Origin of the sequence: Idiomarina sp. Sol25 (assembly GCF_033052775.1) — a bacterium.
Lineage (GTDB): Bacteria > Pseudomonadota > Gammaproteobacteria > Enterobacterales > Alteromonadaceae > Idiomarina.
The window spans coordinates 1-25,658 of sequence record NZ_JAUPEW010000013.1 but is presented as its reverse complement, the minus strand read 5'-3'; the positions used below and the strand labels follow the sequence as shown (position 1 = coordinate 25,658).

Sequence of the window (25,658 nt, the reverse complement as noted above, 5' to 3'; positions counted from 1 at the left end):
TTGCTTAGCTCAGTTGGGAGAGCATCGCCCTTACAAGGCGAGGGTCACTGGTTCAAGCCCAGTAGCAACCACCACTTTTTTACTCTCTCAGTCCTCTATTTCTCCAGCATTAAATTTTCTGATGAATTCCCTGATAAATTCCCTAATAAATAGTCCAGCAACACTCGTACTTTAGGAATTACCTGACGATTTTCCGGGTACAACGCCCATATACCATCATCGGGTTGCCGGTAGTCCGCTAGTACTTCTTCTAGCTGTCCGTTAGTTAGTGAGTCCATTACATAATAGTCCGGCAGCATAGCCAACCCCAGCCCTTTTATAGCGGCGTCACGAAGCGCCAGACCATTGTTGCAATGCAGGTAGGATTCCGGACGAACCGTTTCCAGTTTATCCTCAACCTGAAAACGCCATTGTCTGACCGTTCCGGTAAAACAGCGGTGCGCATCCAGTGCGTTTATATCTTGCGGGCGACCAAACTCTGCAAAATAAGCAGGAGAGCCCACGACGAAATGTCGGCGCGAGCCAAGTTTACGGGCACGTAACCGGGGGTTCCCCAACTGCCCTAGTCTAATGGCAACATCATAGCTGCCCTCTATTAAATCGACCTGCTCGTTGGTTAACTGAAAGTCCAGGCGGCACTCGGGGTAAATATGTAAAAAGTCATTCAATAAAGGTGCGATAAAACGCTCACCATAATAAACCGGCGCGGTAATGCGAATGAGGCCCTGCGGCTGCTGTGTTCGCTGTTGAATGGCCTGATCAGCGTCTCTTAAGCTGGCGACCAAATGCTGACAATGAGGTAAGTAAAGTTTCCCTTCTTCCGTTAAACTGACACTTCGGGTTGAGCGATACAGTAGTTGCATCTGCAGCCGGTGCTCAAGCGCTGCAATATTTCGGCTTACCTGTGCCACAGATAACCTGAGTTGCCGGGCTGCTGCAGTAAAACTCTGTTGCTCAGCCACTGCCGCAAATTCACTAATTCCCTGCCAAGGTTTCATACCGCACCTATTATTTCATTTATGAAAAGGTAATTTGTAAAAACAGTAGATTACCTGCTAATGAGAAAAAGTTAAACTTACGCTACGCTTTTACGTAATTAGACTACGAATCAAACATTATAAGGAATTATTATGGAAACTATTAAGTCACGCGCCATGGTTGCCTGGGGCCCGGGCGAACCACTGAAAGAAGAAACTATCGATGTTGCACCGCCAAAAAAAGGCGAAGTGCGGGTTCGCATTATAGCAACGGGTGTTTGCCATACCGATGCTTACACACTTTCCGGTAAAGATCCTGAAGGTATTTTCCCTTCTGTTTTAGGTCACGAGGGTGGCGGCATTGTTGAATCTGTCGGCGAAGGTGTCACCTCAGTTGAAGTGGGTGATCACGTTATTCCTCTGTACACCGCGGAATGTGGTGAATGTAAATTCTGCACCTCAGGTAAAACTAACCTGTGTCAGGCCGTTCGTGCCACTCAGGGCAAGGGCTTAATGCCGGACGGTACCAGTCGCTTTTCAAAAGACGGCGAGACCATTTATCACTACATGGGCACGTCAACCTTTTCTGAATACACAGTATTACCAGAAATTTCACTGGCTAAAATTCCAAAAGACGCTCCTTTAGAAAAAGTGTGTCTGCTGGGCTGTGGCGTTACCACCGGCATGGGCGCGGTTAAAAACACCGCCAACGTCCAGGAAGGCGATACCGTTGCTGTATTTGGCTTAGGTGGCATTGGCCTGGCCGTTATTATTGGCGCTGTACAGGCCAAAGCCTCGCGCATTATTGCCATTGATGTGAATGACGACAAGCAAACGATCGCCAAAGAATTAGGCGCAACTGACTTTGTGAACCCAACTAAACACGACAAACCTATTCAGGAAGTTATTGTCGATATGACTGACGGTGGTGTCGACTTCTCGTTTGAATGCATTGGTAACGTTGACGTTATGCGCGCCGCGTTAGAGTGCTGCCACAAAGGCTGGGGCGAATCTGTCATTATTGGTGTGGCCGGTGCCGGTGAAGAAATCTCTACCCGCCCTTTCCAGCTGGTTACCGGCCGTGTATGGCGTGGTAGTGCCTTTGGTGGCGTTAAAGGTCGTACCGAACTGCCTGACTACGTAAAACAATACATGGATGGTAAATTTGATTTAGACACTTTTATCACTCATACCATGCCGTTAGAAGAGATTAACGAAGCGTTCGACTTAATGCACGAAGGTAAGTCGATTCGTTCAGTTATTCATTATTAATGGAGTCTGTAATGAAACAAGTTAGCGAAACCCGCTGTTTTGGCGGACGACAGTTACGCTTTGAACATGACTCGGAAGTGCTGAACTGCGCTATGAAGTTCAGTGTCTTTTTACCACTACGCGCAGAAAAAGCAAAAGTTCCGGCGGTTTACTTTTTATCGGGCTTAACCTGCACCGACGAAAACTTTTCCACCAAAGCCGGTGCGCAACGGGTAGCCACGGAACTCGGTATTGCCTTAATTGTCCCGGATACCAGCCCGCGTGGAGATAACGTAGCTGATGACCCGGACGGGGCTTACGACTTAGGCTTAGGCGCTGGCTTTTACGTCAACGCCACTCAGGAGCCATGGAAAAACCATTATCAGATGTATGACTACATCGTTAAGGAGCTTCCTGAGCTGGTCGAAGCGGAACTGCCAATTAACGATAAGCGCGCTATTGCGGGTCATTCCATGGGCGGCCATGGTGCTTTGGTTATTGGCTTGCGTAACAGCGACCGCTACAGCAGTATCTCTGCCTTTTCGCCTATTACGAACCCGACACAATGCCCCTGGGGCGAAAAAGCCTTTAGTGCTTATTTAGGCGATGACCGCGAGCAGTGGCAGCAGTACGACGCTGTTGAGATTATTAAATCGAAGGGTCAGGCATTGCCAATTCGGGTAGATCAAGGCTTAGCTGATGGCTTTTTAGAGGAGCAGATGAAACCGGAAAACCTGAAAGAAGCCATTGCTGAAGTAGAGGGTGGTGGCACCGTTCACCTGCACGACGGTTACGATCACAGCTACTACTTTATATCCTCGTTTATAGAAGCCCAGCTTCGCTTCCATGCGAAGTACTTAACGGCATGATAATTCACCTCATACGGTGAATTTAATAACCGCCTGGCGCAGTTGCTCTGTTTGTTTACGAACCTGAGCAACTGCGTCAGCATTTGACTGCGCATCATTCGCGGCTTCTACACCAGCATCCCGCACGCGGGTAATATTTCTCGCAGTCTCATCCACCACAGCTGACTGTTCTTCAACTGCCGTTGCGATAGACGCCGAACGGTCGTTAATTTTTAAAAGCTCCATATGAATACGATTAAATAACTCATCGGACTCCGACGAATGTTGAGCACTCTCTTCACCCAGTTCATTGCATTCCTGCAATGTGCTGACAATGATCTGCGTCTGTTGATTTAACTGACTGGTAATGGACTCTATTTCACCAATAGATTGCTGAGTACGAGAAGCCAGTGTCCGGACTTCATCAGCAACAACAGCGAAGCCTCGTCCCTGCTCACCGGCCCGTGCAGCCTCGATAGCTGCGTTCAATGCCAGTAAATTAGTTTGCTCTGCAATGCCATTTATAACCGTCACTATTTGCGTAATTGACGCACTGCGTTCCGCCAAGGTATTCGCTTCGCTCACGCTGCTGTTTAAACGCTCCGCAAGATAACGAACCTTTTCAACACCAGCCTGTACCGAAGTACTACCGTGCTTAGCCTGGTCGGACAAACTGTTCACCTGCTCGGCGGTGTCTTCCGCATCATTGGCAATAGTATGCGCCGTACTGCCCATTTCATTAATAGCGGCTGCAACCTGGTCAACTTCATGCGATTGCGTATCAAGATTTTGCGAAGTGTGAGTGACGGTATCTGACACTTGCTCAGTTAACCCATTAACCGTCTCTACTGACTCATTAATCTGCTTAATAACGTTACGGAAATATCTCAAAAGCTCATTAAAGCTATCGACTAAATCACCCAGCTCGTCACTACGGAACTTTTCTGATACCAGAGTTAAGTCATTGCTACCTTGCACTTTTTTCATGTCTTCGCGTAACTGAGTCAACGGCTGATTAATTGAGCGAATAACCCAGAACAGCATAGCAACGACGATAAATGCAATTGCTGCAAAGACCACAATAGGAACCCACTTCATAGTTGCCTGACGTGACTGAAGAGAGGAGTTAAGGTTCTCATCCAACTCAGCTAACGAACTTTCCATATTACTGGCTATCGTTCGCACTTCACCTTTAATACCGGACTCTTCGTCCAAACCAATTTCTTTCGACAAACTGGCGTAACGGCCAAAGTCACGACGATAAGCGTCAACTTTGGAAGCCAGATTCGGCGATGCCGATAGTTCAGCTTTCAGCTCATCAAGTAAATTGTTAACTCGTCCCAAATACTTGTCGTCAAAACGCAGCATAAAGTCTTTTTCGCTACGGCGTATCTGCAGCAGAGTTACCAGCAATTCGGTTCGCCCGGCGGTATCAATAGCTTCTTCCAGCTCATGCGTTGCCGTTCTCAGGGCGCCATAGGCTCCACTGTTTTCATCCAGCCCTCGTTGCTGAAAGGCTCTAACCAAACGACTAAATTTTTTCTCGTACTGTGACACCAACCCACTAAGTTCGTTAATAAGTTGAGTCGAACCTTCCTCAGCGACTAATTCGTTGAGCTGCTCCAGCCTGTCCGTTGTTATGCGAATTTCTTGCTTTAGCTTATCGGCATCACTTTCATCCATTCGAAGCAGGAAATCTTTTTCGGCACGACGCACTTGTAATAAACCGTTATGTACAGATTCCCGCAATTCACTGGCACGGTGCAGCTGACTAACCTGAGACTGAAAGAACATCATCAGCATTAGTAATATAATAAAAGCAGCCGTTGTTACCGCCCCGACAGAGAGAAGTTTATTGCGAATTGACATAACGTGAACCCATATTTAGAAACTGGCGAAATAGTAGTCATTGAGCAAATATTCTGCAATGATCTATTTTGTTAACAACTTTAGTGAAGTGACACGCTATATCAAAATAAGAGGTATCACTTACTAGGTAAATACCCTTATTTCAGAAACAGTTATAATCGCACCAAGATAAAAACAGGATGCAGTAATGAAAGTTAACTCGGCAATACAAGCGTTATCAGTTCTAGACGACGGAGATGTTATTTGGTGTCAGTCGATGGCTGCCACTCCCTATAAATTATTAGAGGGGTTAAAGGAAGTAGCTAAACAGCGTGTAAACTTAACACTATTGCAATTGCATACAGAATACAGCGAATCGTTGGGTGCCCCTGAATTACGTGGGCACCTTAGGCAACGAGCTTTTTTTGTCGGAGCATCAACCCGCCAGGCTGTTAATCAAGGGCTGGCCGACTACGTTCCCATTTTTCTGTCTGAAATTCCAAAGCTATTTCGTTCAGGAGAACAACCGCTTGACGCAGCCATTATTCAGGTGTCGCCGCCAGATAAACACGGTAACTGCAGTTTAGGCATTTCGGTAGAAGCAACCCGAGCCGCCCTGCAAGTTGCAAAGAAGGTTATAGCCTGGATAAATCCCAATATGCCGCGCACTCATGGCGATGCGCTTGTTCCACTTAAACGCTTTGATCGTTATTTTGAAGAAGCCGCCCCGCTCCCTGAACATAAACAACCGGAACAGAACCCGGTTACCCAAAAAATTGGTGAGCAAGTTGCCGGACTCATTAACGACGGTGACTGTTTGCAGATGGGCATTGGAGCGATACCCGATGCGACTCTGGCTTGTCTTCATCACCATAAAGATTTAGGTATTCATACTGAAATGTTCTCGGATGGTGTGCTGCCTCTGGTTGAGCGCGGCGTTATTAATAACAGCCGTAAGCGTAAGCATCGTGGCCGCATTGTCACTACCTTTGCTATGGGCTCTCAGGCATTATATGACTTTGTGGATGACAACCCGGAAGTGTTTTTCCTCGATGTTGAATACACCAACGACACCTCGGTTATTCGTCAGAACAAACAGGTTATGTCTATTAATAGTGCACTGCAGGTGGATTTAAGCGGTCAGGTTTGCGCCGACTCAATTGGCACACGCATTTATTCCGGCGTTGGAGGACAAATGGATTTCGTCCGTGGAGCCAGCTTGTCCGAAGGGGGTCGCTCAGTTATTGCGCTACCGTCAACGGCTTGTGGCGGAAGCGTTTCCAGAATTAGTTCTCTCCTGACACCGGGTTCTGGCGTGGTGACAACCCGAGCTCATGTTCATTACATTGTAACCGAGCATGGCGTTGCCAACTTACGTGCAAAGAGTATGTGCGAGCGTGCTCGGGAGCTAATTGAAATTGCAGACCCCAAATTTCGTGAAGAACTGGCTAAAGCTGCTTACGAGAACTGGGGTCTTAATGTAACCTGAAATTTAACTACTTCTTTTTGGTTGGCAACCGCACCAGAGCTTTTGTTTTAGGCAATGGGTGCTGTTGCTTACCAAGCGCAATGTAGGTAAAGCAACATAAACCAATGACTATAACCAGGGCGCCAACCCATTGAATTTTAATGAACTGAACACTGAACAAAACGGTCAGCGACATCATTAAAAAAGCATGTAGGGCCAGATACTTTTGTTTACCAAAGCGTTTAACGGTTAAGTTCAGGTTGTCAGAGTAAAGCCTGATGAGTGAGTCCAGGGAATTGATTACAAACACTATCCCGACAAAAACCATCACTAGGTTTATCAGTCCCGACGTATCCAGGCCTTTCAGATGAAATAAATATAAAACACTGAACCATAGCCCAATAGATAACGAAGGCCAGATTAACATTGCGGCAAATAGCGAAACCGTACGCATATTACCAACAAACCGTGAAGTGAACTGGCCAATCATAATACTCCATGCAAACCACCAGAATAGATAAAATGCATGATAATCATTAATTGGCAGTACGAAGCGATGCAGGTGCTCGAAGTAATCCGTCAGTAACGGCAGCGTATTAAAGTAATCAGGGGCCGTAACTTTATCGGACATAAGCGCAACACTGCCAAGCCCTATAATAAGAGCGAAAAAGAGTCCTCCCGAAGACAAGCTGAGAATTTTCACAAACTTAATTTCGGTACTGGAATAAACGGCGAATAAAATTGTTCCACCAACAATCAGGGCGTATGACCAGGGAAAGCCTTCACCGACGGAAATACTGGGTAAATACCAGCTTAAATTGGCAAATAGTAAGTGCGCTGTAAAAGCGCAGGTGCCAATAATAACAATATTATTAATCCACTTTACCCAAGTAATTTCAAAAAACTTAACTTTAGGTTCAATCGCACAAAAGTAGAAACACGTAACAAAGTAAATCGCCCATATCAGAAACCCCCAAAATCCAAACTCTATCGCTAATGGATTGGCAAAGGCATACTCCGTGTTTTTGGCAGTGTCTGCGTAGGAAGGAAACTCAGTCAGCGGAAACATGATTAATCCAACATCAAGCCCCGACGTGAATAAAATAGCAATGAAGGTCAGTGTTGAAACGGGGTAACGCCCATTCAGTTTAAGGCGCCCCCAGCGCACTAAAATATAAACGACCATCGCCATAAAAAACAGCATTCCGACACTGACTAAGGTTAACATGAAGTTCTCCGTTTGCCTTCGCCTTGTCTCTGGCTTTGCTTCCAATCGGCTGCGATGTAGACATCAACGTCCGCTGCAGGCATTTCCTTTTGCTTTATTAAATCGGCTGCTCGCTCCGCAACCATGATAGTAGGGGCATTTAAGTTACCGTTTGGAATAGTGGGGAATACGGATGAATCAATCACTCTCAGTTTATCAAGTCCACGGACACGCATTTGAGGATCAATAACGGCCATATTATCGTCAGCGCTTCCCATGCGACAGGTTCCACACGGATGGTAGGCGCTCTCAACTGCATCACGGACAAAATGGTCTATTTGCTCGTCAGTTGCGACGCTTCTGCCCGGCTGAATTTCTTCACCCCGGTATTCATCCATTGCGGGCTGCGCGATGATTTCCCTCGACAAGCGCACACAAGCTCGAAAAGCTTCTATGTCCTCTTGATGCTGCAAATAGTTAAACCGTATTCTGGGTGGAGTGAAAGGATCAGAGCTTTTCACTTTGACCCAGCCTCTACTTTTGGGTTTGTTATGACCAATATGAAGCTGGAAACCGTGACCATCAAATGCAGATTTTCCATCGTAACGAATCGCGGCCGGTAGAAAATGATACTGGAGATCAGGCCACTCAACCCCTTCTTTTGAACGGATAAAACCGCAGGATTCAAAGTGATTGGTTGCACCCAGCCCAGTTTTAAATAGAAGCCAGCGCACGCCAATAGCTAACTTGCTCAAGGGACCTAATTTACTATTCAGAGTCAGGGGTTTCTTGCACTCGTACTGAAAATAAAACTCCAGATGATCCTGTAAGTTTTCGCCAACTCCGGGCAAGTGGTGGCGTGTTTCAATTCCTGCCGCCGATAAAGTTTCACGATTGCCAATACCTGAAAGCTGCAAAATATGCGGAGAACCAATGGAACCGGCACTTAAAAGTACCTCTTTACCGGCGAAAAAACGTATAGGATCATTTTTTTCATAGAGCTCAACACCAATAGCCCGTTTGTCCTCTAGCAAAACTTTACTGACCTGGACGCCAGTTTTTACTGTCAGATTTGATCGTTGCATTGCTGGCTTTAAATACGCATTAGCGGTCGACCACCTGACACCTTTTTTCACGGTCATGTGCATTGCACCAAAGCCTTCTTGCTGAAAACCGTTATAATCGCTGGTTTCCATGTAACCAGCATCTATTCCGGCTTCCACAAAAGCTCCATAAAGAGGGTTGTGCATATTATTGCCGTTATTGACCGCTAAAGGTCCCCCTTTGGAGCGATAATCATCAGCGTTAAAAGCCCAGTCTTCAGCTTTCTTAAAATAAGGTAGGCAATGTTGGTAGTCCCAGCCCTCAGCGCCGAGATCTTGCCACTCATCAAAATCGCGGGCGTGCCCTCTAACATATACCATACCGTTTATCGAAGAAGATCCACCCAGCACCTTGCCGCGCGGACAGTGCATCTCACGATTATTTAAGAATGGTTCTGGCTCTGTGTGAAATTGCCAGGCGTACTTTTTTGTATTCATTGGAATAGAGAGCGCTGTCGGCATTTGAATAAAAATACTTTTATCCGAGCCCCCGGTTTCAAGCAATAGAACTGAAACTTCAGAGTCTTCTGTTAGACGGTTTGCCAGTACGCATCCCGCCGATCCAGCGCCCACAATGATATAATCAAAGGTTTCATTCGCTGCCATTAGAAAGGACCTTCAAGTTTATCCATACCAACATAAATAGACTTAGTCTGAGTATAGGATTTAAGTGCTTCAACACCGTTTTCACGGCCAATACCAGACTGCTTATAACCACCCACAGGCATCTCTACCGGGGAATTGGCGTAGGCATTTATCCAGCAAATACCGGCTTCCAATTGCGCTATAACACGGTGAGCGCGACGTAGATTTTGAGAGAAAATTCCTGCCGCCAGGCCATAGTCTGTATTATTAGCTCGCTGAATTACTTCTTCTTCAGTTTCAAATGTCATTACGGACATTACCGGGCCAAAAATTTCTTCTTTCGCGATGCGCATATCGTCTGTACAGCCTGTAAATATTGTCGGCTCAACAAAATACCCACCTTCACAACCTTTGGGTGTCTGGCGCTCTCCGCCAAATGCCAAAGTGGCGCCTTCTTCTTTGCCAGAGTCAATATATGACATCACTTTATGCAAGTGGCTTTCGGAAATAAGAGCACCAACATTCGTGTTCGGATCCATCGGGTCACCGACCACGATATTATTTTTCGTGCGCTCTAGCAGGCGTTCCATGAAAGTTTCATAGCAGTTTTTATGGACGAATACTCGTGTTCCGTTGGTACAAACTTCTCCCTGAGTGTAGAAGTTTCCCATCATGGCACCTGTAACGGCTTCATCAATATCAGCATCATCAAAAACAATAAGAGGAGACTTGCCGCCCAGCTCCATAGTGACACTTTTCAGTGTGCCCGCTGCAGCAGCCATCACTTTCTTGCCAGTACCGACTTCCCCAGTTAATGATACTTTTGCAATTGCGGGGTGCTGAACCAGGTAATTGCCAACCACACCGTCGCCATGCACAACATTGAATACGCCCTCCGGTACACCAGCCTCGATAAAGATTTCCGCCAGCATAGCTGCGCCACGTGGAGTTTCCTCGGAAGGCTTGAAAATCATACTGTTACCTGCAGCAAGAGCTGCCGCAGCTTTCCAGCAGGCTATCTGTAACGGGTAGTTCCAGGCGCCGATACCAAAACAGACGCCCAATGGTTCATGCCGAGTGTAAAAAAAGTCGTTGCCGACACTTTGCTGTTCACCCATCATGGACGGACACAAGTTCCCAAAATATTCAATCGCGTCAGAGCCTGTCTGAACGTCTACTTCTACCGCTTCCTGCCATGGTTTACCTGTGTCCAAAACCTCGAGTTCTGCCAGTTCGTCATTGCGCTCTCGCAAAATAGCAGCCGCTCGCTGCAACACGCGGGCGCGCTCAATAGCAGGCGTTTTGGACCAAACTTCAAAACCTTTTTGGGCGCTTGAAAGTGCATCTTCAAGCAGAGACTCGCCAGCAGATTCAACCGCATAAATAGCCTTTCCTGTAGCCGGATTAATTACATCGAAGCAGTTATTGCCACTGTCGTCGACATAGCGGCCATGAATGAAGTTTTTAAGTAATGTTGAAGACAATGGTAGCTCCTTAATAATTTAGGCTTATTTCAATTAACACCATGCTGTTCAAGCACGCCATTAATATATTTTTTACAGTACTTCTTTGCCAATCTGAACTTTTCCGAGTTGGCCCTGCTCAAGGCACAGCGCAACCAGAATCCATCAATTAATGCGGCTGTAACTTCGGCGGCTTCCTTTGCGCTTTCAGTATCCAGTAATTGTTTATAGCTATAACGTAAATTACTAACGAGCCGACGCTTGTTCAGCTCCTGTAGCCGATAGAGATCCGTATCATGCATTGACTGTCCCCAAAAACTTAGCCATGTTTTTGTGCTGGGATCAGCCTGTTGTACATCGGAAAAGTTTAAATCCACTATTTTCATCAGCCGGTCATAAGGATTATCCGGCGAATTCTCCATTTTTAACTGAGAAAGCAAATACCGAACCGAAGCTTCTATTAATGCCTGCTTACCACCAAAATAATGACTGATAATACCTGACGACATTCCAGCGCGACGTGCTATTAAATTAATTGTCGCTCCTTTTAAACCAACATCAGCAACGACATTGATTGTGGCATCGATAAGTTGTTGACGACGCATCGATTCCATTCCTACTTTCGGCATAGCTTTCTCACATAGTTTAAGTTTAGTCGTAAGGTTCCAACGTTGAGAGCCTAAAACGATGTTCATTGACTACATCGCCCGTTTCGTCGTAGAGCCCTAATGTTATGACGGGGTCTTGTTTCTCCCAGTCCACATCTAGCGCGCCATAGTTTACGGTACTTATTGGCTGACCAACTCGGTGCTTATTCGGGCTGACATTTTTCCATTCCTGGGTTAGACCGGAGGAGGTTACTTCCCATAAAGGGTAATCTAAATTTTCATCGTAATAACTGACCTCACCCCAGTGTGTGTCTCCGCTAATTAAAATAACACCGTTTACTTCGTGTTTTTTTATCAAATCAAACAAGCGTTGACGATCTGCCGGGAAGTTAGCCCAAGACTCCCAACCCGTAAAGTCTGCCAGAAGCTGAAGGCTTGAGCCAATCACTTTTATTCTGCCTGGCTTTTGCAGTTCTTTTTCTAGCCACTCCCATTGTTTTTCGCCGATCATAGTCGCACTGTTAGTGTCATCGGGAATGTATGGCCCCATATTTTTGGGAGCGCGCTCATTTGAATATTCAGACCGGGTTACATGAGCGATGTCGTCTCGGTTCCAGCGCAAGTCGGGCAAAATAACGTGAATACTTTCTTCTCCTTCACCATAGGTATAAGAAGTATATATGCCGTGTTCACGAGTCCGCCTGGGTGAATTTTCAGGTTCTTCCCAAAAGTCCAGCATGATTTGGCGGGACGCTTCTTTTTCAGGATAATTTTTTCCCGCATCGTTAGCGCCGTAATCATGATCGTCCCAAATAGCAATCAACTCAGCCTGTTCTTTCAAGTTTTTAAAACCAGAATTCGCGCCCAGCTTTTTATATTTCTGCTTGAGCTCAGACATATCTTCAGTATCGCCGTATACGTTATCACCAAGAAAAACAAAAACTTCCGGTTGATCCTGAATAATACTCTTAAATATGGGCATTTCTTTATCTTGATGCGAACATGAGCCGAATAAAATTCGACTGGGTACCTCAGCAAAAACTGAGCTACTAAGTAGCAATCCAGATAGTGCAATTAATTTATACATTATTTATTAAGACCTATTCTCGCCCTAAAATAAAAAGGTCACATGCGGTAATTACCGCATGTGACCTTCCGGGTTTCTTAAAATATCAATTTGGCATTAAGTGCTGCGGTGCGTGGCGCGCCAATCCAGCCATTTTCCGGAGCGATAGTACCAAGGTACTCTTCATCGAAGACATTATTGATAGTAAAACTAAGCTCTAAACTGTCAATTGCGCCGTCATTATCGGAGTAAAGTGTCTTACCAATGTAGAAATCACTCACGACATAAGAATCAGTCTCCTGAGTATTTGCCTGGTCTAAATAGCGCTCACCAACATACTTGGTGCTAAGGCCGGCATAGAAGTCTTCTTTCGTGTAATCAAAACTAACAACCGCCATGTCCTGAGCACTTCCCAGTACGGTGTTACCGCGGAACTCTTCATCTTCATAAGTGGAGTCATTTTTTGTGTAAGACACGTAAACACCCCAGTTATTACTGATGTTGTAATCCAGTGAAGCCTCAATACCGCTTGACTCAACGCCACCCGTATTAACATAGCTTCCAGCTGCTTCTTCTAAATAATCGATACCATCAGCGTCTTCAACACTAATAAAGGTAATACGGTTTTCAAAAGTAATATCATAGTAGGTTAAACTGGCGTTAAAGCCGGGAGTTGAATAGCGCAAACCTAAATCAATATTATCTGCTGTTTCTGGTTCAATTGAGCTAACATCGCGGTCGTTGTCTTCTAAGACTGAATCCTTAATAGCTGCGAAGTTCTCTGCATACCCACCGAAAAGTTCTAAACCTCTAACGGGCAAAGGTGCTACAAAACCAGCTGACAGTAGTGCATCTGAGTCAGAAGATACTTCGACGTTATTTTCTGGGTTAAACTGATCTTCTTTTGATACTTCAACATCGAATTTTTTAGCACCAAGGCGGAACTTGGCAAAGCCTGCATCCAGTTCGTCTTCAATATAGTACATTAAAGTTTCAACCGGGAACTCTCGGCTGTACTGCACCCAATAAGGATTACTTTCAGGACGAGCGTTGGTTGAAGCATCAATTGTTTTATGGAAATCGCGGTACTCATCACGCTGATAGTCCTCGTACCAGAACCCCCCTCGCAGAGTGTTCGCCATACCAGCAACCGTCGTGTCCCAAACAAAATCGGCATTGACTCCGTAGCGCTGTTTTTCATAGTGAGTGTGACGATGTGAGCTTACCGGCATAGCGCCTTGCTCATAGCAGCCAGGGTCCATTTTAGCGTCTGCACCGGCAATAGAGCTTTCACAACCCGGGTTAGGTGTTAATGATTGACCGTCACTGTTCACAAAGTAAATTTTTCCCAGTTCAGAACCACCATAAGCGGTACTGGAAGAATCAAGTTCAGAATGAGAGTTTCCTGCGCCGTCTTCAGTCACGTCTGCTACGTATGGAGGTAGCCACTTACCGATACCTTCATTTTCGTGGTAGTAAACGTTGGTGCTAACATCAACCTCGCCCAACATGAAATCCGCTTTTAAGTAACCGAATAGATTTTCACGTTCGGTAACCCAACCTTCGCGCCAATACTGATCTTTTTGAGGAATACCAGTCCAGTTTTCGTTCAGTCGGTCCCAATTTGGGTTTTGCTCATAGTCCTGTTCGGAAACCCGCTGGTAGGTATATTCTTGCGCATCGTCATAACTGAAATAACCGGTTAAGTCGACATCACCCAGACGGCTAATAATTTTTCCTTCTGCGTGATCACGGGTATTAGTCGCAGAGCCGTCCATATAGTCATCATTTTGTTGGCTCGACAAAGAGAACCAGGCAAAAGTGTCTTTTGCAATTTCGCCGGTATCGTAACGCGCATAAAGTTTTTGTGCGTTATGTTCACCAATGGTTGTACTGACAGTAAACTGTTCTTCATAGGCTGGGCGAATGGTTGTAAAGTTCAGAGTGCCGCCCAGAGCCTCATTTGAACGTGAACTGATGTCTGACGTTCCTTGAGAAACTTCAGTACCGCGTAAGTTTTCAGTATCAATATAACGGCTGGCTTTGGTACCACCGCCGTAATTTGAATTACCATTAGAGATACCGTCTACAGTCATGCCAATTTGCTGAGATTCCAAATCTAATTGAAAACCGCGAATCGAAATACTGGTTGACCATTCATCAGAGCCAAAGGGGTCACCTTCGTTAACCAACACACCAGGCAGGTTATCAACCATTGCCAGAGCGCTGGTCATTGGAGTTTGTTGCTTTTTCATTTCAGCAGAAGCTGCGTTATTGGCGTATGAGACACTGCGGCCTGTAACGACAATGGCTTCCATCTGTTCTTTTTCTTCTGCTTTCTGATTTTGGTTGTCCTGCGCCATTGCTGGCAGAGAGGTAGCAGATAATGCTGATAGTACAGAGAGTGCAATTAAACTTTGCTTCATAGGCACATAAGTTTTCATAAAAGTTCCCATTTCTTTTGTTGTAGTGAAGTTCCTTAATATATGAGTCTAATGTGACAACGGCGTTAAGGTTAATTGATCGTTCAATTAAAATCAAACTTTCTTAATTAACTGTTCAATTAAAATAAAGTTAAGCATAAGCTAAATTTTCCCGTTTAATATCATCGTTAACTTAACGCACAAACTGCGCTAGGCTATGTGCTAAAAGTCTGTCGTGGAGAGCCTTGATGAAAACAGTCGGCATTATTGGTGGTATGAGCTGGGAATCAACCAGTACTTATTATAAGCGTTTGAACCAGCTAGTGAATGAACGACTTGGTGGCCTGCATAGCGCAGAGCTCCTGCTTGCCAGCGTTGACTTTGCGTCTATTGAAAAAATGCAAAGTCAGGGCGACTGGGACGCAGCGGCGCGGGCTCTTATCGTTAAAGCCAGACAACTTGAGTCCGCGGATGCCGAATGCATTGTTATAGCGACAAATACAATGCATAGAGTAGCACCTCAGGTTGAAGCTGCCTTAAACATACCCTTACTGCATATTGTTGATGCGGTAGCCGCTCATCTCAAACAAAATAGTGTCCATAACGTTGGACTGCTTGGTACCCGTTTCACCATGCAGCAACCTTTCTATAAAGAACGCCTGGAACATAACAATGTACAGGTTCTGGTACCAGAGGAAGAGGACAGCATTACCGTCGACAGCATCATTTTTAAAGAGCTTTGTCACGGTCAGTTTACCGAGAAAGCCCGGGAGCATTACCTTCGCATTATTGATTCGTTAACCGAAAGGGGCGCGCAAGGTGTAATTCTGGGATGCACGGAAATAGGTTTACTGGTTCAGCAGGAACATTCTGCCCTGCCACTGTTCGATACCACCGAACTTCATTGCCGCGCCATTGCAGACTGGATGCTAGATTAAAAAGCAGGAAGACAATGACCGATATAACAACCGACTTTTCCCGTTTCTTTGACAGAGCCTGCCAGCGTAAAGGCGGCGAAAGCGCTGTGCTCGCACGCATGCCCAAAATAACGCCTGTAAGCGAGCTGAAACAGCTGGATGACCGGGTCATTTTATCAACCATCACCCGTTGTATTTTCCGCGCCGGTTTTGTCTGGCGTATTATTGAAGCGAAGTGGCCGGGCTTTGAAGATGCCTTTAAAGGCTTTGTACCTCTCTACTGGCAACAAGTGCCACCAGAAGTCTTAGAAGAACTATCCAAAGATGAACGTATTGTCCGCAACCAGCAAAAGATAAATACCGTGCCCGCTAACGCACGAATGATTGTGGAAGTATCTGAAGAGTACGGCAGTTTTGGTCAGTTTCTGGCTCAATGGCCACCGAGCCAGCAAGCGGAGTTGCTGCACTATCTTAAAAAGAACGGTTCACGCTTAGGCGGCTTTACCCCACAGTATGTTTTGCGCGAGCTTGGCTGGGATGGTTTTATTCTTTCTAATGACGTTGTCACCGCGTTGACCAACTACAAGCTAACAGACGCTTCCCCCACCAGTCAAAAGGGACTGAAACAAGCCCAGAGCGCATTCAACCGCTGGCACGAACAAACCCAACTGCCTTACAGTCATTTGTCACGAATCCTGTCCTACAGCGTCGGCGATTAGACGTCGGTCAATCTTCAGATAGGTTAAATATAAACAAATTGAAGCACTTAGCTATTAAAGGTATATTGCCCGCTTTTCTCAACCAAGGAGCGATTTATGAGAAAAACTGTAATTGCATTGGCGATGCTGACCTTGCCTGGCGCTGTTATAGCTGAGACCCCTAACTGGAATAAAGTTGATGCGTCTTATCTCGATACCGATGTTGGCGTTGATGGAGCTGGTGATCTTTCTTTTGACGGATTTAGAGTCGGCGGTTCGGCCGCCATTAACCCGGATCTGGTCGTTTTAGATAACCTTTTCGTATTTGCAGATTTCGACTCTGTCTCCAATGATGACTCAGGTTTCGATTTAGATATCGACTTTCTGTCCGCAGGTATTGGCTCGTACAAACACTTAACGGAAACGACAGATTTATACGCGACGGCGTCTTTTGAGCGTGTTGAGAGCGAGGCTTCCGCTTTTGGACTTTCAGAGTCTGGCTCTGACAAAACCTGGGGTATCGGCATTGGACTTCGTTCTATGCTGACTCCGAACGTTGAAGTTGACGCAAAACTCGATTATGTAGCGTTTGACGAAGAACTTATTCGCTTTAACCTTTCCGCTTTCTATCACGTTACGAAAAACGTCTCTTTCGGTCTTGGCTATGAAACCCATAGAGAAACTCAGGATCTGGATGTTGATAGCCTAAGCGCTACGGTCCGTTATTCATTTTAATTCGCTAAACTGTCCTTCCCCCTGCTGCTCAACGGCAGCGGGGTCAAATTTTCACTGGATCAATTACCGCCTGTCACCTATAAGTAGAAAAGTGCATAGTTGTACGACAATGCGATATCGCAAGCCATTTTTTCAAACAACTCTGGGGATTTTGATGAGCTCAACCAAAAATACTCTGATATTAGGCATCTCGCTAATCATTAGCTTTATCGTTATTGGCATAATCGGCTCAAATGCCGTGCTTGAGCATAAATCGATGGAGCGTAGCGTGACCGTCAAGGGGTTGTCTGAACGCGAGTACCTCGCCGACACAATTATCTGGCCTATTCAATTTACCGCAGCCAGCAACGACTTATCAGAAATTTATGAAACCATGGAGACCTCCAATAAAAAGGTCATCGCCTTCTTACGGGAAAAAGGCATTGAGCAGGACGAAATATCCTCGTCAGCGCCTTCCATTACCGATAAATCGGCCCAACGTTACGGTTCATCTCAACCGGCAGAATTTCGTTATACCGCCACACAGGCCATTACGGTCTACTCCAATAAGGTTGAGCAGGTTCGCCGCGTTATGGGTGACCTTGCTGACTTGGGTAAAGAAGGTATTGTCCTCAGCAGCGACGATTATCAGGCGCAACCGGAATACTTGTTTACCCGGCTGAATGAAGTAAAGCCTGAAATGATAGAAGAGGCCACCAAAAAAGCCCGGGAAGTCGCAGAAAAATTCGCTACAGACTCAAACTCTCAACTGGGAAAAATCAAACAGGCGCGTCAGGGGCAGTTTAGTATCAGTGCTCGCGACCGACACAATCCTCACCTGAAAAATGTGCGGGTTGTATCCACCATAGAATATTACTTGTCCGATTGATTTATTCGTTTCACAATGCGGCTAACTCTGTGCCAAAAGGCTTTTTAGATAATGAAACGAACTTTGCAGTATCTGTTTAAAGGGTTAGCCATTTTACTGCCCATTGTTGTGACCTTTGCGTTACTGCAATGGCTGTTAGTTACCATCGAAACCTGGCTTAAACCAATATGGATAACCTTACTGGGGAAATCTTCATATTTTCCGGGGCTCGCCTTTATCAGCTTTTTAGGTATCGCCCTGCTTATTGGTTTTAGCTCCCGCTGGAATTTCATTGACTCTCTCTGGCAACTTCCCGGAAAGCTCATCAACCGGCTACCACTGCTGCGCAGTCTTTACGGTACCATTAACGATATCTTTGAAATGATGTCAGGCAAAAACTTCGCTGAAGAATCTGTTGTATTAGTCACACTGCCTGGCAGCAAACTGCGGCTTATTGGTATTGTCACCAAGAAAAGCGGTATTAAGGGTGACCGCCTGTCAGAATTGATGGAAGGCGACCAGGTGGCGGTATTTTTGCCCATGAGTTATAACGTCGGCGGCTATATGGTCATTGTGCCGGCGGATTGTATTGAGTCACTGACTATGAAACCTGCCGATGCCCTGCAGCTGACAATAAGTGGTGGTCTGGGCAAAAATCACTCTGGCAAAATAGATTAAAAATTGCAGTTGAAATCAGCGCGCGTGCTGGTAAAGTTCGCGCTATGAAACTATCTGAACCCTGCCCTTGCGGCTTCGATAAAACCTATCAAAATTGTTGCTATCCATATCATAATGGAGAATCGCTTGCGTCATCACCTGAAGCCTTAATGCGTTCACGGTACAGTGCCTTTGTCGGACGCTTAGCAGGCTACTTAGAAGCGACATGGCATAGCAGCTACCGCCCCGCATTTCTCGATTTAAGCGACTCACCAAACTGGCTCAAACTGCAGGTTATTTCCTCCAGCGTAGATCAGAATAAAGGACAGGTGCATTTCCGCGCATTTTATCGTAACGGGGATGATATTGCTTTTATGGAAGAAGAATCTGATTTTATTTTCGAAGACGGTAAGTGGTATTACTTAACCGGCCAGACAAGTTAAGACAGTCGCTGTTCAGTTTTATCTTATCAATGAGGTAATAGGCCAACCGAGTAACGCTGGAGTAGCCAACCCCAAAGTCAGCCAGATATTTTACGAACTTCGAAATAAAATCGGGCTGAGAGAGAACATTAAACCTTAAAAATCAACTACCTTTACTATGGTTATTCTATATTAATCAGATGCTGTCGATAAAAGCGCCAATGTCTGGACTTTATTAAATACCAGCCACAAACAAACCAACCAAAAATAATTGCGGCTCGTCCAAATGAAAAAGCACCATGCTGTTCAATGAATAACCAGGAAATAAGTACCGCATCAAAAACCAAAGAAAGTAGTAACAGAGGTTGCGCAAAACGCATTAATCTATTTGCCCAGTTAGGTTTGTCTTCGCCGACAAAGGTGGTTGCCAGCAAAACAATTAAAGCAGGCAGCCCTATCAGCAGCATCAGGCCAAATTGCTCTGAACTGGTGTAGAAGAGTTTCAATAATCGAGTTCGGTCTTCAGAAAAGGTCAGAGATATGATGGCGGCGACATAACCACGCATTTCAAATAGAAGTACCAGCAGGAGCGAGAGCGGGATACTCGCCCGGCCCTCTTTATCCAGGTATCGTGCTCTCTCTACCAATCGCTGCCCGGCGCTTGTCGCCTCGCTGCCAGATTTTTTCATGGAAATAGTAACCTACTGTATTCACTAAAGGTTCAATCAGAGCAATGGCACCACCAAGCACCACGTCGCCTGTCATTAACCAGACTACGCCAAAGGCGATGGTAAAATGCATGATACCAAATGATGCTGTTTTTACTGCGTCTTTCATAACAATCTCCCACTTCGACTTTTACTAATTATTGCCGATTAGGATTATTACAGCTAATTGATAAAAGCGATAACCCTGTTCGTTGCAGGGTATTTACTTTTAAACCGCTCGTTTAAGCTGTTCGCGCAGTTCAGCAACTTCATCGCGCAGTTTACCCGCTTGTTCAAACTCAAGGTTCTGCGCCGCTTTATACATCTCTTTCTCTTTGGCATCGATTTCTTTCATAACGGCTTTCGCGTCTTTAACCACTACCGTGCGGGCATCGTAACCGGAGGCCACTTCAGCCAGCGCTTTTTCAGCCTTACTCTGACGTGCTTTGGCTGAGCCCTGTCCCAAGTCCATTACGTCAGTGATGTCTTTATTCAGCCCTTGTGGGGTAATACCGTGCTCTTTGTTGTAAGCAATTTGCTTCTCGCGGCGACGGTCAGTTTCATCCATCGCGCGTTGCATTGAGCCGGTAATACGGTCAGCGTATAAAATAGCCCGGCCGTTAACATTACGTGCGGCACGACCAATCGTCTGAATTAACGAGCGATCGGAACGCAGGAAGCCTTCTTTATCGGCATCTAATATCGCGACCAGCGATACTTCCGGCATATCCAGACCTTCCCGCAGCAAGTTAATACCCACCAACACATCAAACTTACCCAGACGCAAGTCACGGATAATTTCCATACGTTCAACGGTGTCAATGTCCGAGTGCAAGTAACGCACTTTTATGCCATGTTCATCCAGATAATCGGCTAAATCTTCCGACATCTTTTTGGTCAACGTTGTCGCTAAAACCCGCTCGCCGACCTCTGTCCGCAAGCGTATTTCAGACATTAAATCATCCACCTGGGTGGCAACCGGACGCACTTCTATCTGCGGGTCAATCAACCCTGTCGGCCTGACAACCTGCTCAACCACTTCATTACCACTGCGCTCTAATTCATACTTGCCGGGTGTCGCTGACACATATAGGGTTTGTGGCGCTATAGCCTCAAACTCATCAAATTTAAGCGGCCGGTTATCCAGCGCTGACGGTAAACGGAAACCGTATTCCACTAGGTTTTCTTTACGCGATCGGTCACCTTTATACATAGCACCAACCTGCGAGACAGTAACGTGCGACTCATCAATAATCAGCAGTGCATCATCAGGTAAATAGTCCATTAAGGTTGGCGGCGGCTCGCCCGGTGCACGACCGGATAAATAACGTGAGTAGTTTTCAATGCCCGAGCAATAACCAAGCTCCAGCATCATTTCAATATCAAACTGAGTCCGTTGATTAATCCGCTGCTCTTCTATGAGTTTATTTTGCTTAAGCAGAATATCGCGACGATCTTTCAGCTCATCTTTTATCTTTTCAATGGCTTTGACCAGCACTTCTCGCGGCGTGACATAATGCGTTTTCGGATAAATTGTGGCGCGCGCAACGTCTTTTTCCGTAACCTGTCCGGTTAAAGGCTCGAAAAAGCTAATGCGATCTACTTCGCTGTCAAACAGCTCCAGGCGCACCGCTATTTCTTCTGACTCGGCCGGAAATATATCAATCACATCGCCACGCACCCGATAAGTACCGCGCTCGAACGCTGCGTCGTTTCGCTTATACTGCAACTGAGCCAAACGCCGCAGAACATCACGTTGATCGATAATGTCACCACGACGTAAATGCAGCATCATTTTCATGTAAGACTCAGGGTCACCCAGACCGTAAATAGCCGATACCGAGGCAACCAGAACCACGTCACGGCGTTCCATCAGAGCCTTGGTAGCTGACAAACGCATTTGCTCTATGTGGTCGTTAATTGAGGCGTCTTTCTCAATGAACGTATCGGTTGTCGGCACGTAAGCTTCGGGCTGATAGTAGTCATAGTAAGAGACAAAATATTCTACCGCGTTATTGGGGAAATACTCTTTCATCTCACCATAAAGCTGAGCCGCCAGGGTTTTATTATGTGCCAGTATTAACGTAGGACGCTGCGAGCGTTCAATTACGTTCGCCATGGTAAAGGTTTTACCTGAACCTGTTACGCCCAAAAGCACCTGATGCGCCAAACCGGCGTCCAGATTATCGAGCAGCGACTCAATGGCTTTGGGCTGGTCACCCGCCGGCTTGTATTTAGAAACCAGTTCAAATTTTTTAGCCACGTTCTCTCCTCAACTCGCGTGAAAACCACCAATACGCAATAACAGCGGTAAACAGATTAGCGACCACACCGCCAATGAATAAACCAGTTAAATCAGCGAGTACACTCCCCAAATAAGAGAGCGGTACGAATAAAACAAATAAGCGAATGATACTTAACCACAACGCGTTCATTGGCCGGTGCACAGCATTAAAGCTGGAATTGGTCAGTATAATAATACCCTGCAACCCGTAACCCAAAGGCATGATATAAATAAAGAGCTTAACAATGTCGGCAACCGCTTGCTCTTCAGCAAATACCTGAGCTATCCAGTGTGCGGTTACCAGCATCAGTAAATAAATGACCGCCTGAATGGCCAACACCGCTTTTAACGCTGTCCGGTAGGCTTCTTTCACCCGATCAATACGATCTGCACCGTAATTCTGACTAATTAATGGCGGCAGTGACATAGACAACGCCAGTATAATGACGCTGGCCAGTGACTCCAGTCGGGAACCGACACCGAACGCTGCTACGGCCGGTGCACCATAAGATGCGACAATAGCAGTCATCACTGACATAGCTAATGGTGTCAGCATATTGGCGCTGGCTGCCGGCATACCTATTTTTAAAATACCTCTGGCGGACTTTACCCAGGCATCAATAAACAATCTGCCGCCCGGCGGTTTTGAAGACACCAGTTTATTCCGGCGCAACAACCAGAAGACTAAAAAAACACCGCTGAACCAAGAGATGACACTCGCCAGTGCTGCGCCCTGGATCCCCATGGCAGGAATAGGCCCCAGCCCAAAAATTAAAATAGGATCAAAAATCGCGTTAGCTAAGCCGCCGGAAGCCATAATAAGCGATGGTGTTCGTGTGTCACCGGCGGCTCGCAGAACCGCATTCCCAACCATAGGCGTAACCAACATCACGCAGCCCAGATACCAGAGCGTCATATACTCCCGTATCAACGGCATTAGCCGTTCCTGTGCCTGCAATAAACTGAAAACCGGGTCCATCAGCAGATAGCCAATGAGTGCCAACGCAGCAACTAATATGGCGGATACGGAGAGCGCAGAAAAACCGTCAAAATGAGCCTCTTCCGGCCTGTCTGAGCCGTATTTACGGGCAATGACGGCAGAAGTGCCTATACCTAAACCTATGGCCAGGCTTATAACGGTGAAAGTAACGGGAAAGGTAAAGCTGACAGCCGCAAGAGGGTCTGTTCCGAGCATACTGATAAAGAAGGTATCGACAACATTGAAGCTAATTAGAGTGGCCACACCGAAAATAACCGGCCAGGTCATTTCCCAGAGTTTTTGTCCTACCGGCGCGCTGATAAGACTTCTTGATGCGTCGGCAGCTGCCATTCAATCCCTCCTCAGTTCGATAGCCGAATAGTGTACATGAGACTGCGCTTTGTGGCTACGGAGAATAGACTTTAGCCATTGCTATCCGTATAGTAATGGGCATTTCACCCCTTGCGAAAAACAGGATCTGAACGTGGATTATCAACTCTCTGATCGTATCAATGCGATTCAACCATCGCCGACTCTGGCGGTTACTCAAAAAGCCAATGAATTACGCCAACAAGGCAAAGATGTTATTGGTCTGGGCGTCGGCGAGCCAGATTTTGATACACCGGATTTTATTAAAGAAGCAGCTATTCAGGCGATTCGCGATGGTAAAACAAAATACACTGCGGTCGATGGCATCGACGAGCTAAAAGATGCGGTCATTAAAAAGCTGGAACGCGACAATAACCTGAGCTACGAGCGCAAAGAAATTATTGTCTCTGCCGGCGGCAAACACAGCATTTTTAATTTGCTCAGTGCCTGGTTAAACCCGGGTGATGAAGTCATTATTCCCGCGCCTTATTGGGTTTCTTATCCGGATATGACCAAACTGGTTGGCGCAAAGCCCGTTATTGTTAAAGCCGGCATTGATCAACGCTTTAAGATCACACCAGAACAACTGCGCGAAGCCTTGACCGATAAAACCCGGTTAATGTTTATTAATAGTCCGTCTAACCCAGCGGGAACTGCCTACACGGCTGACGAACTGAAAGCTCTGGCTGAAGTATTACGTGACTATCCAAAAGTACTTATCGCCACTGACGATATGTATGAACATATCCTCTGGAGTGACTCCGCCTTTGCTAACTTCCCTATGGTGGCTCCGGATCTTAAAGATCGCACCGTTATTCTGACCGGAGTATCCAAAGCTTATGCAATGACAGGCTGGCGCATCGGTTATGCTGCCGGACCTAAACCTATTGTTGCAGCCATGAAAAAAATGCAGTCACAAAGCACTTCAAACCCAACCAGCATCAGTCAGTATGCGGCGGCGGCAGCATTAAATGGTGACCAGAGCTGCATTGATACCATGGTAAGTGCATTTAAAGAGCGTCACGACTACCTGGTAGACGCCTTAAATAGCATCGACGGCGTTAACTGTGTACCCGGTGACGGCACCTTCTACGCGTTCGCCCAGGTTGACGAACTAATGGCTAAAGCTAAGGTCAGCAGTGACGTTGAACTTTGCGAAAAACTGCTCACCGAAGCAAACGTAGCCTTAGTGCCAGGCTCGGCTTTCGGTACCGATGGGTATTGCCGTCTGTCCTTTGCGACCAGCATGGATGTATTAAAACAAGCGGTTAAGAGAATTAAAGACTTCTCAGAAAGTTTATAAAATACACGTTTTGGCGCCATTTTCCTGAATGAGCGCCAAAACCCTATTAATTGAACAGTCATTCCAGCTTAAATCACGCCAATATTGCCCTTTTCTATTTTTATGGTTTTATTACAAATTACTAAAAGCCCATCTCAAATAAAGTCAATTAGATCCTGATCAATTTAATTAAAGTCAAGCCCGATCAACCTATTTTCAGAAAGATTTTTTGGCGCGTTTTTTAGTCAAATTCACTAAGAAATACACAAGTTGCTGATTCTTCAGGCATTGGTTGGTGACGGAATCATCAACATGAGTGTTTATTCATCAAAATAACGTAACATATTGTATTTTATAGTAATTAAATTACTGCGTTATTTTTTAACCAGACCTGAAAATGCCTCAAAACCCGCACCACTCTTACAACTTAACAGAGTTAGACACAAGGTTATCCACAGATTCCGTGGATAAGATCATGTAGCCGTTATCTACTGGGACATTCAGATATCTGTGGATAATGAGATCGGCTATAGACATAGAACTTATGTTATAGCCAAATATTTTTCACTCACTTGACATTGTCATCAATAACGATTGGCGCCTGTTTTAGCGCTGATATGATTAAAAACGCTATTTTGCTGACTTTTTCGACAACCAGACCTTTTTCCTTTAAAAACCTTCGTAGAATAGTTGACACTCCTGCGTATGAGCTTTAATATTCGCAGCCGTTGAATGTTGTTCCCCAGTAGCTCAGTTGGTTAGAGCGGTGGACTGTTAATCCATGTGTCGTTGGTTCGAATCCAACCTGGGGAGCCAAGCAACATCCAACTTTTTCAATTCCCCAGTAGCTCAGTTGGTTAGAGCGGTGGACTGTTAATCCATGTGTCGTTGGTTCGAATCCAACCTGGGGAGCC

At 45.9% G+C, this 25,658-nt stretch carries 22 protein-coding genes and 2 tRNA genes; 12 read left to right on the top strand and 12 right to left on the bottom strand.

The features are described from left to right. Positions 1–95: 95 nt before the first annotated feature. A complete protein-coding gene (locus Q5L94_RS13020; protein WP_317498810.1) occupies positions 96–998 on the bottom strand; it encodes a LysR family transcriptional regulator in 903 nt (300 codons plus the stop codon). Between the two features lie 132 nt (positions 999–1,130). Here Q5L94_RS13020 and Q5L94_RS13015 point away from each other — a divergent pair, with 132 nt between their 5' ends. After that, entirely contained in the window at positions 1,131–2,249 is a 1,119-nt protein-coding gene (locus Q5L94_RS13015) for an S-(hydroxymethyl)glutathione dehydrogenase/class III alcohol dehydrogenase (protein WP_317498809.1), read from the top strand. 11 nt (positions 2,250–2,260) lie between these two features. Further along, a complete protein-coding gene (gene fghA, locus Q5L94_RS13010; RefSeq protein WP_317498808.1) occupies positions 2,261–3,097 on the top strand; it encodes an S-formylglutathione hydrolase in 837 nt (278 codons plus the stop codon). Positions 3,098–3,106: 9 nt separating this feature from the next. On the opposite strand, the gene Q5L94_RS13005 is transcribed toward fghA, so the two are convergent. Continuing rightward, entirely contained in the window at positions 3,107–4,945 is a 1,839-nt protein-coding gene (locus tag Q5L94_RS13005; RefSeq protein WP_317498807.1) for a methyl-accepting chemotaxis protein, read from the bottom strand. A gap of 187 nt (positions 4,946–5,132) precedes the next feature. On the opposite strand from Q5L94_RS13005, the gene Q5L94_RS13000 reads away from it, so the two are divergent. Next, the gene (locus Q5L94_RS13000) at positions 5,133–6,413 is read left to right on the top strand and encodes an acetyl-CoA hydrolase/transferase family protein (RefSeq protein WP_317498806.1); all 1,281 of its coding nucleotides are present in this window, start codon (positions 5,133–5,135) and stop codon (positions 6,411–6,413) included. Between the two features lie 7 nt (positions 6,414–6,420). Here the strand turns inward: Q5L94_RS13000 and Q5L94_RS12995 are convergent, their stop codons facing one another. From Q5L94_RS12995 to Q5L94_RS12970, 6 genes are all read right to left on the bottom strand, one after another. Then, on the bottom strand, positions 6,421–7,620 hold the full coding sequence (locus tag Q5L94_RS12995) for a BCCT family transporter (protein WP_317498805.1): 1,200 nt from the start codon (positions 7,618–7,620) through the stop codon (positions 6,421–6,423). After that, positions 7,614–9,308 (bottom strand): choline dehydrogenase, encoded by a 1,695-nt coding sequence (gene betA, locus Q5L94_RS12990; RefSeq protein WP_317498804.1) that lies wholly within the window; start codon positions 9,306–9,308, stop codon positions 7,614–7,616. The genes Q5L94_RS12995 and betA overlap by 7 nt, the downstream gene beginning before the upstream one ends. Next, positions 9,308–10,771, bottom strand: coding sequence for a betaine-aldehyde dehydrogenase (gene betB, locus Q5L94_RS12985; protein ID WP_404396930.1), 1,464 nt, complete (start codon positions 10,769–10,771; stop codon positions 9,308–9,310). Before betB ends, betA begins: the two co-directional genes overlap by 1 nt. Positions 10,772–10,800: 29 nt before the next feature. Continuing rightward, a complete protein-coding gene (gene betI / locus Q5L94_RS12980) occupies positions 10,801–11,379 on the bottom strand; it encodes a transcriptional regulator BetI (RefSeq protein ID WP_317498803.1) in 579 nt (192 codons plus the stop codon). Positions 11,380–11,401: 22 nt separating this feature from the next. Then, on the bottom strand, positions 11,402–12,445 hold the full coding sequence (locus Q5L94_RS12975) for an alkaline phosphatase D family protein (protein ID WP_317498802.1): 1,044 nt from the start codon (positions 12,443–12,445) through the stop codon (positions 11,402–11,404). Between the two features lie 77 nt (positions 12,446–12,522). Further along, on the bottom strand, positions 12,523–14,868 hold the full coding sequence (locus tag Q5L94_RS12970) for a TonB-dependent receptor domain-containing protein (protein ID WP_317498801.1): 2,346 nt from the start codon (positions 14,866–14,868) through the stop codon (positions 12,523–12,525). A gap of 227 nt (positions 14,869–15,095) precedes the next feature. On the opposite strand from Q5L94_RS12970, the gene Q5L94_RS12965 reads away from it, so the two are divergent. From Q5L94_RS12965 to Q5L94_RS12940, 6 genes are all read left to right on the top strand, one after another. Further along, positions 15,096–15,785 (top strand): aspartate/glutamate racemase family protein, encoded by a 690-nt coding sequence (locus Q5L94_RS12965; RefSeq protein WP_317498800.1) that lies wholly within the window; start codon positions 15,096–15,098, stop codon positions 15,783–15,785. A 14-nt stretch (positions 15,786–15,799) separates the two neighbouring features. After that, entirely contained in the window at positions 15,800–16,483 is a 684-nt protein-coding gene (locus Q5L94_RS12960; protein ID WP_317498799.1) for a DNA-3-methyladenine glycosylase I, read from the top strand. Positions 16,484–16,579: 96 nt separating this feature from the next. Beyond that, positions 16,580–17,197 carry an outer membrane beta-barrel protein gene (locus Q5L94_RS12955; protein ID WP_317498798.1) on the top strand — a complete coding sequence of 206 codons (618 nt, stop codon included), beginning with the start codon at positions 16,580–16,582 and terminating at the stop codon, positions 17,195–17,197. Between the two features lie 154 nt (positions 17,198–17,351). Next, complete coding sequence (locus Q5L94_RS12950) at positions 17,352–18,065, top strand: SIMPL domain-containing protein (protein ID WP_317498797.1); 714 nt, start codon at positions 17,352–17,354, stop codon at positions 18,063–18,065. 51 nt (positions 18,066–18,116) lie between these two features. Continuing rightward, positions 18,117–18,722: a DUF502 domain-containing protein gene (locus tag Q5L94_RS12945; protein ID WP_317498796.1), complete on the top strand. Its 606-nt coding sequence runs from the start codon at positions 18,117–18,119 to the stop codon at positions 18,720–18,722. Between the two features lie 44 nt (positions 18,723–18,766). Then, positions 18,767–19,144 carry a YchJ family protein gene (locus tag Q5L94_RS12940; RefSeq protein WP_317498795.1) on the top strand — a complete coding sequence of 126 codons (378 nt, stop codon included), beginning with the start codon at positions 18,767–18,769 and terminating at the stop codon, positions 19,142–19,144. Positions 19,145–19,305: 161 nt separating this feature from the next. Here the strand turns inward: Q5L94_RS12940 and Q5L94_RS12935 are convergent, their stop codons facing one another. The 4 genes from Q5L94_RS12935 to Q5L94_RS12920 form a co-directional block, all read right to left on the bottom strand. After that, positions 19,306–19,812, bottom strand: a complete 507-nt coding sequence (locus tag Q5L94_RS12935) for a DUF2919 family protein (protein ID WP_317498794.1) — start codon at positions 19,810–19,812, stop codon at positions 19,306–19,308. After that, positions 19,742–19,960 (bottom strand): DUF2061 domain-containing protein, encoded by a 219-nt coding sequence (locus Q5L94_RS12930; RefSeq protein ID WP_317498793.1) that lies wholly within the window; start codon positions 19,958–19,960, stop codon positions 19,742–19,744. The genes Q5L94_RS12935 and Q5L94_RS12930 overlap by 71 nt, the downstream gene beginning before the upstream one ends. Before the next feature lie 99 nt (positions 19,961–20,059). Further along, positions 20,060–22,093 carry an excinuclease ABC subunit UvrB gene (gene uvrB / locus Q5L94_RS12925; RefSeq protein ID WP_317498792.1) on the bottom strand — a complete coding sequence of 678 codons (2,034 nt, stop codon included), beginning with the start codon at positions 22,091–22,093 and terminating at the stop codon, positions 20,060–20,062. Next, on the bottom strand, positions 22,086–23,444 hold the full coding sequence (locus tag Q5L94_RS12920) for an MATE family efflux transporter (RefSeq protein ID WP_317498791.1): 1,359 nt from the start codon (positions 23,442–23,444) through the stop codon (positions 22,086–22,088). Before Q5L94_RS12920 ends, uvrB begins: the two co-directional genes overlap by 8 nt. A 133-nt stretch (positions 23,445–23,577) precedes the next feature. Between Q5L94_RS12920 and Q5L94_RS12915 the strand changes: the two genes are divergently transcribed. From Q5L94_RS12915 to Q5L94_RS12905, 3 genes are all read left to right on the top strand, one after another. Further along, positions 23,578–24,765 carry a pyridoxal phosphate-dependent aminotransferase gene (locus tag Q5L94_RS12915; RefSeq protein ID WP_317498790.1) on the top strand — a complete coding sequence of 396 codons (1,188 nt, stop codon included), beginning with the start codon at positions 23,578–23,580 and terminating at the stop codon, positions 24,763–24,765. Positions 24,766–25,483: 718 nt separating this feature from the next. Next, positions 25,484–25,560: transfer RNA gene (locus tag Q5L94_RS12910), tRNA-Asn, on the top strand. A gap of 22 nt (positions 25,561–25,582) precedes the next feature. Beyond that, positions 25,583–25,656 (top strand) — tRNA-Asn (locus Q5L94_RS12905). The last annotated feature ends 2 nt before the right edge of the window (positions 25,657–25,658 follow it).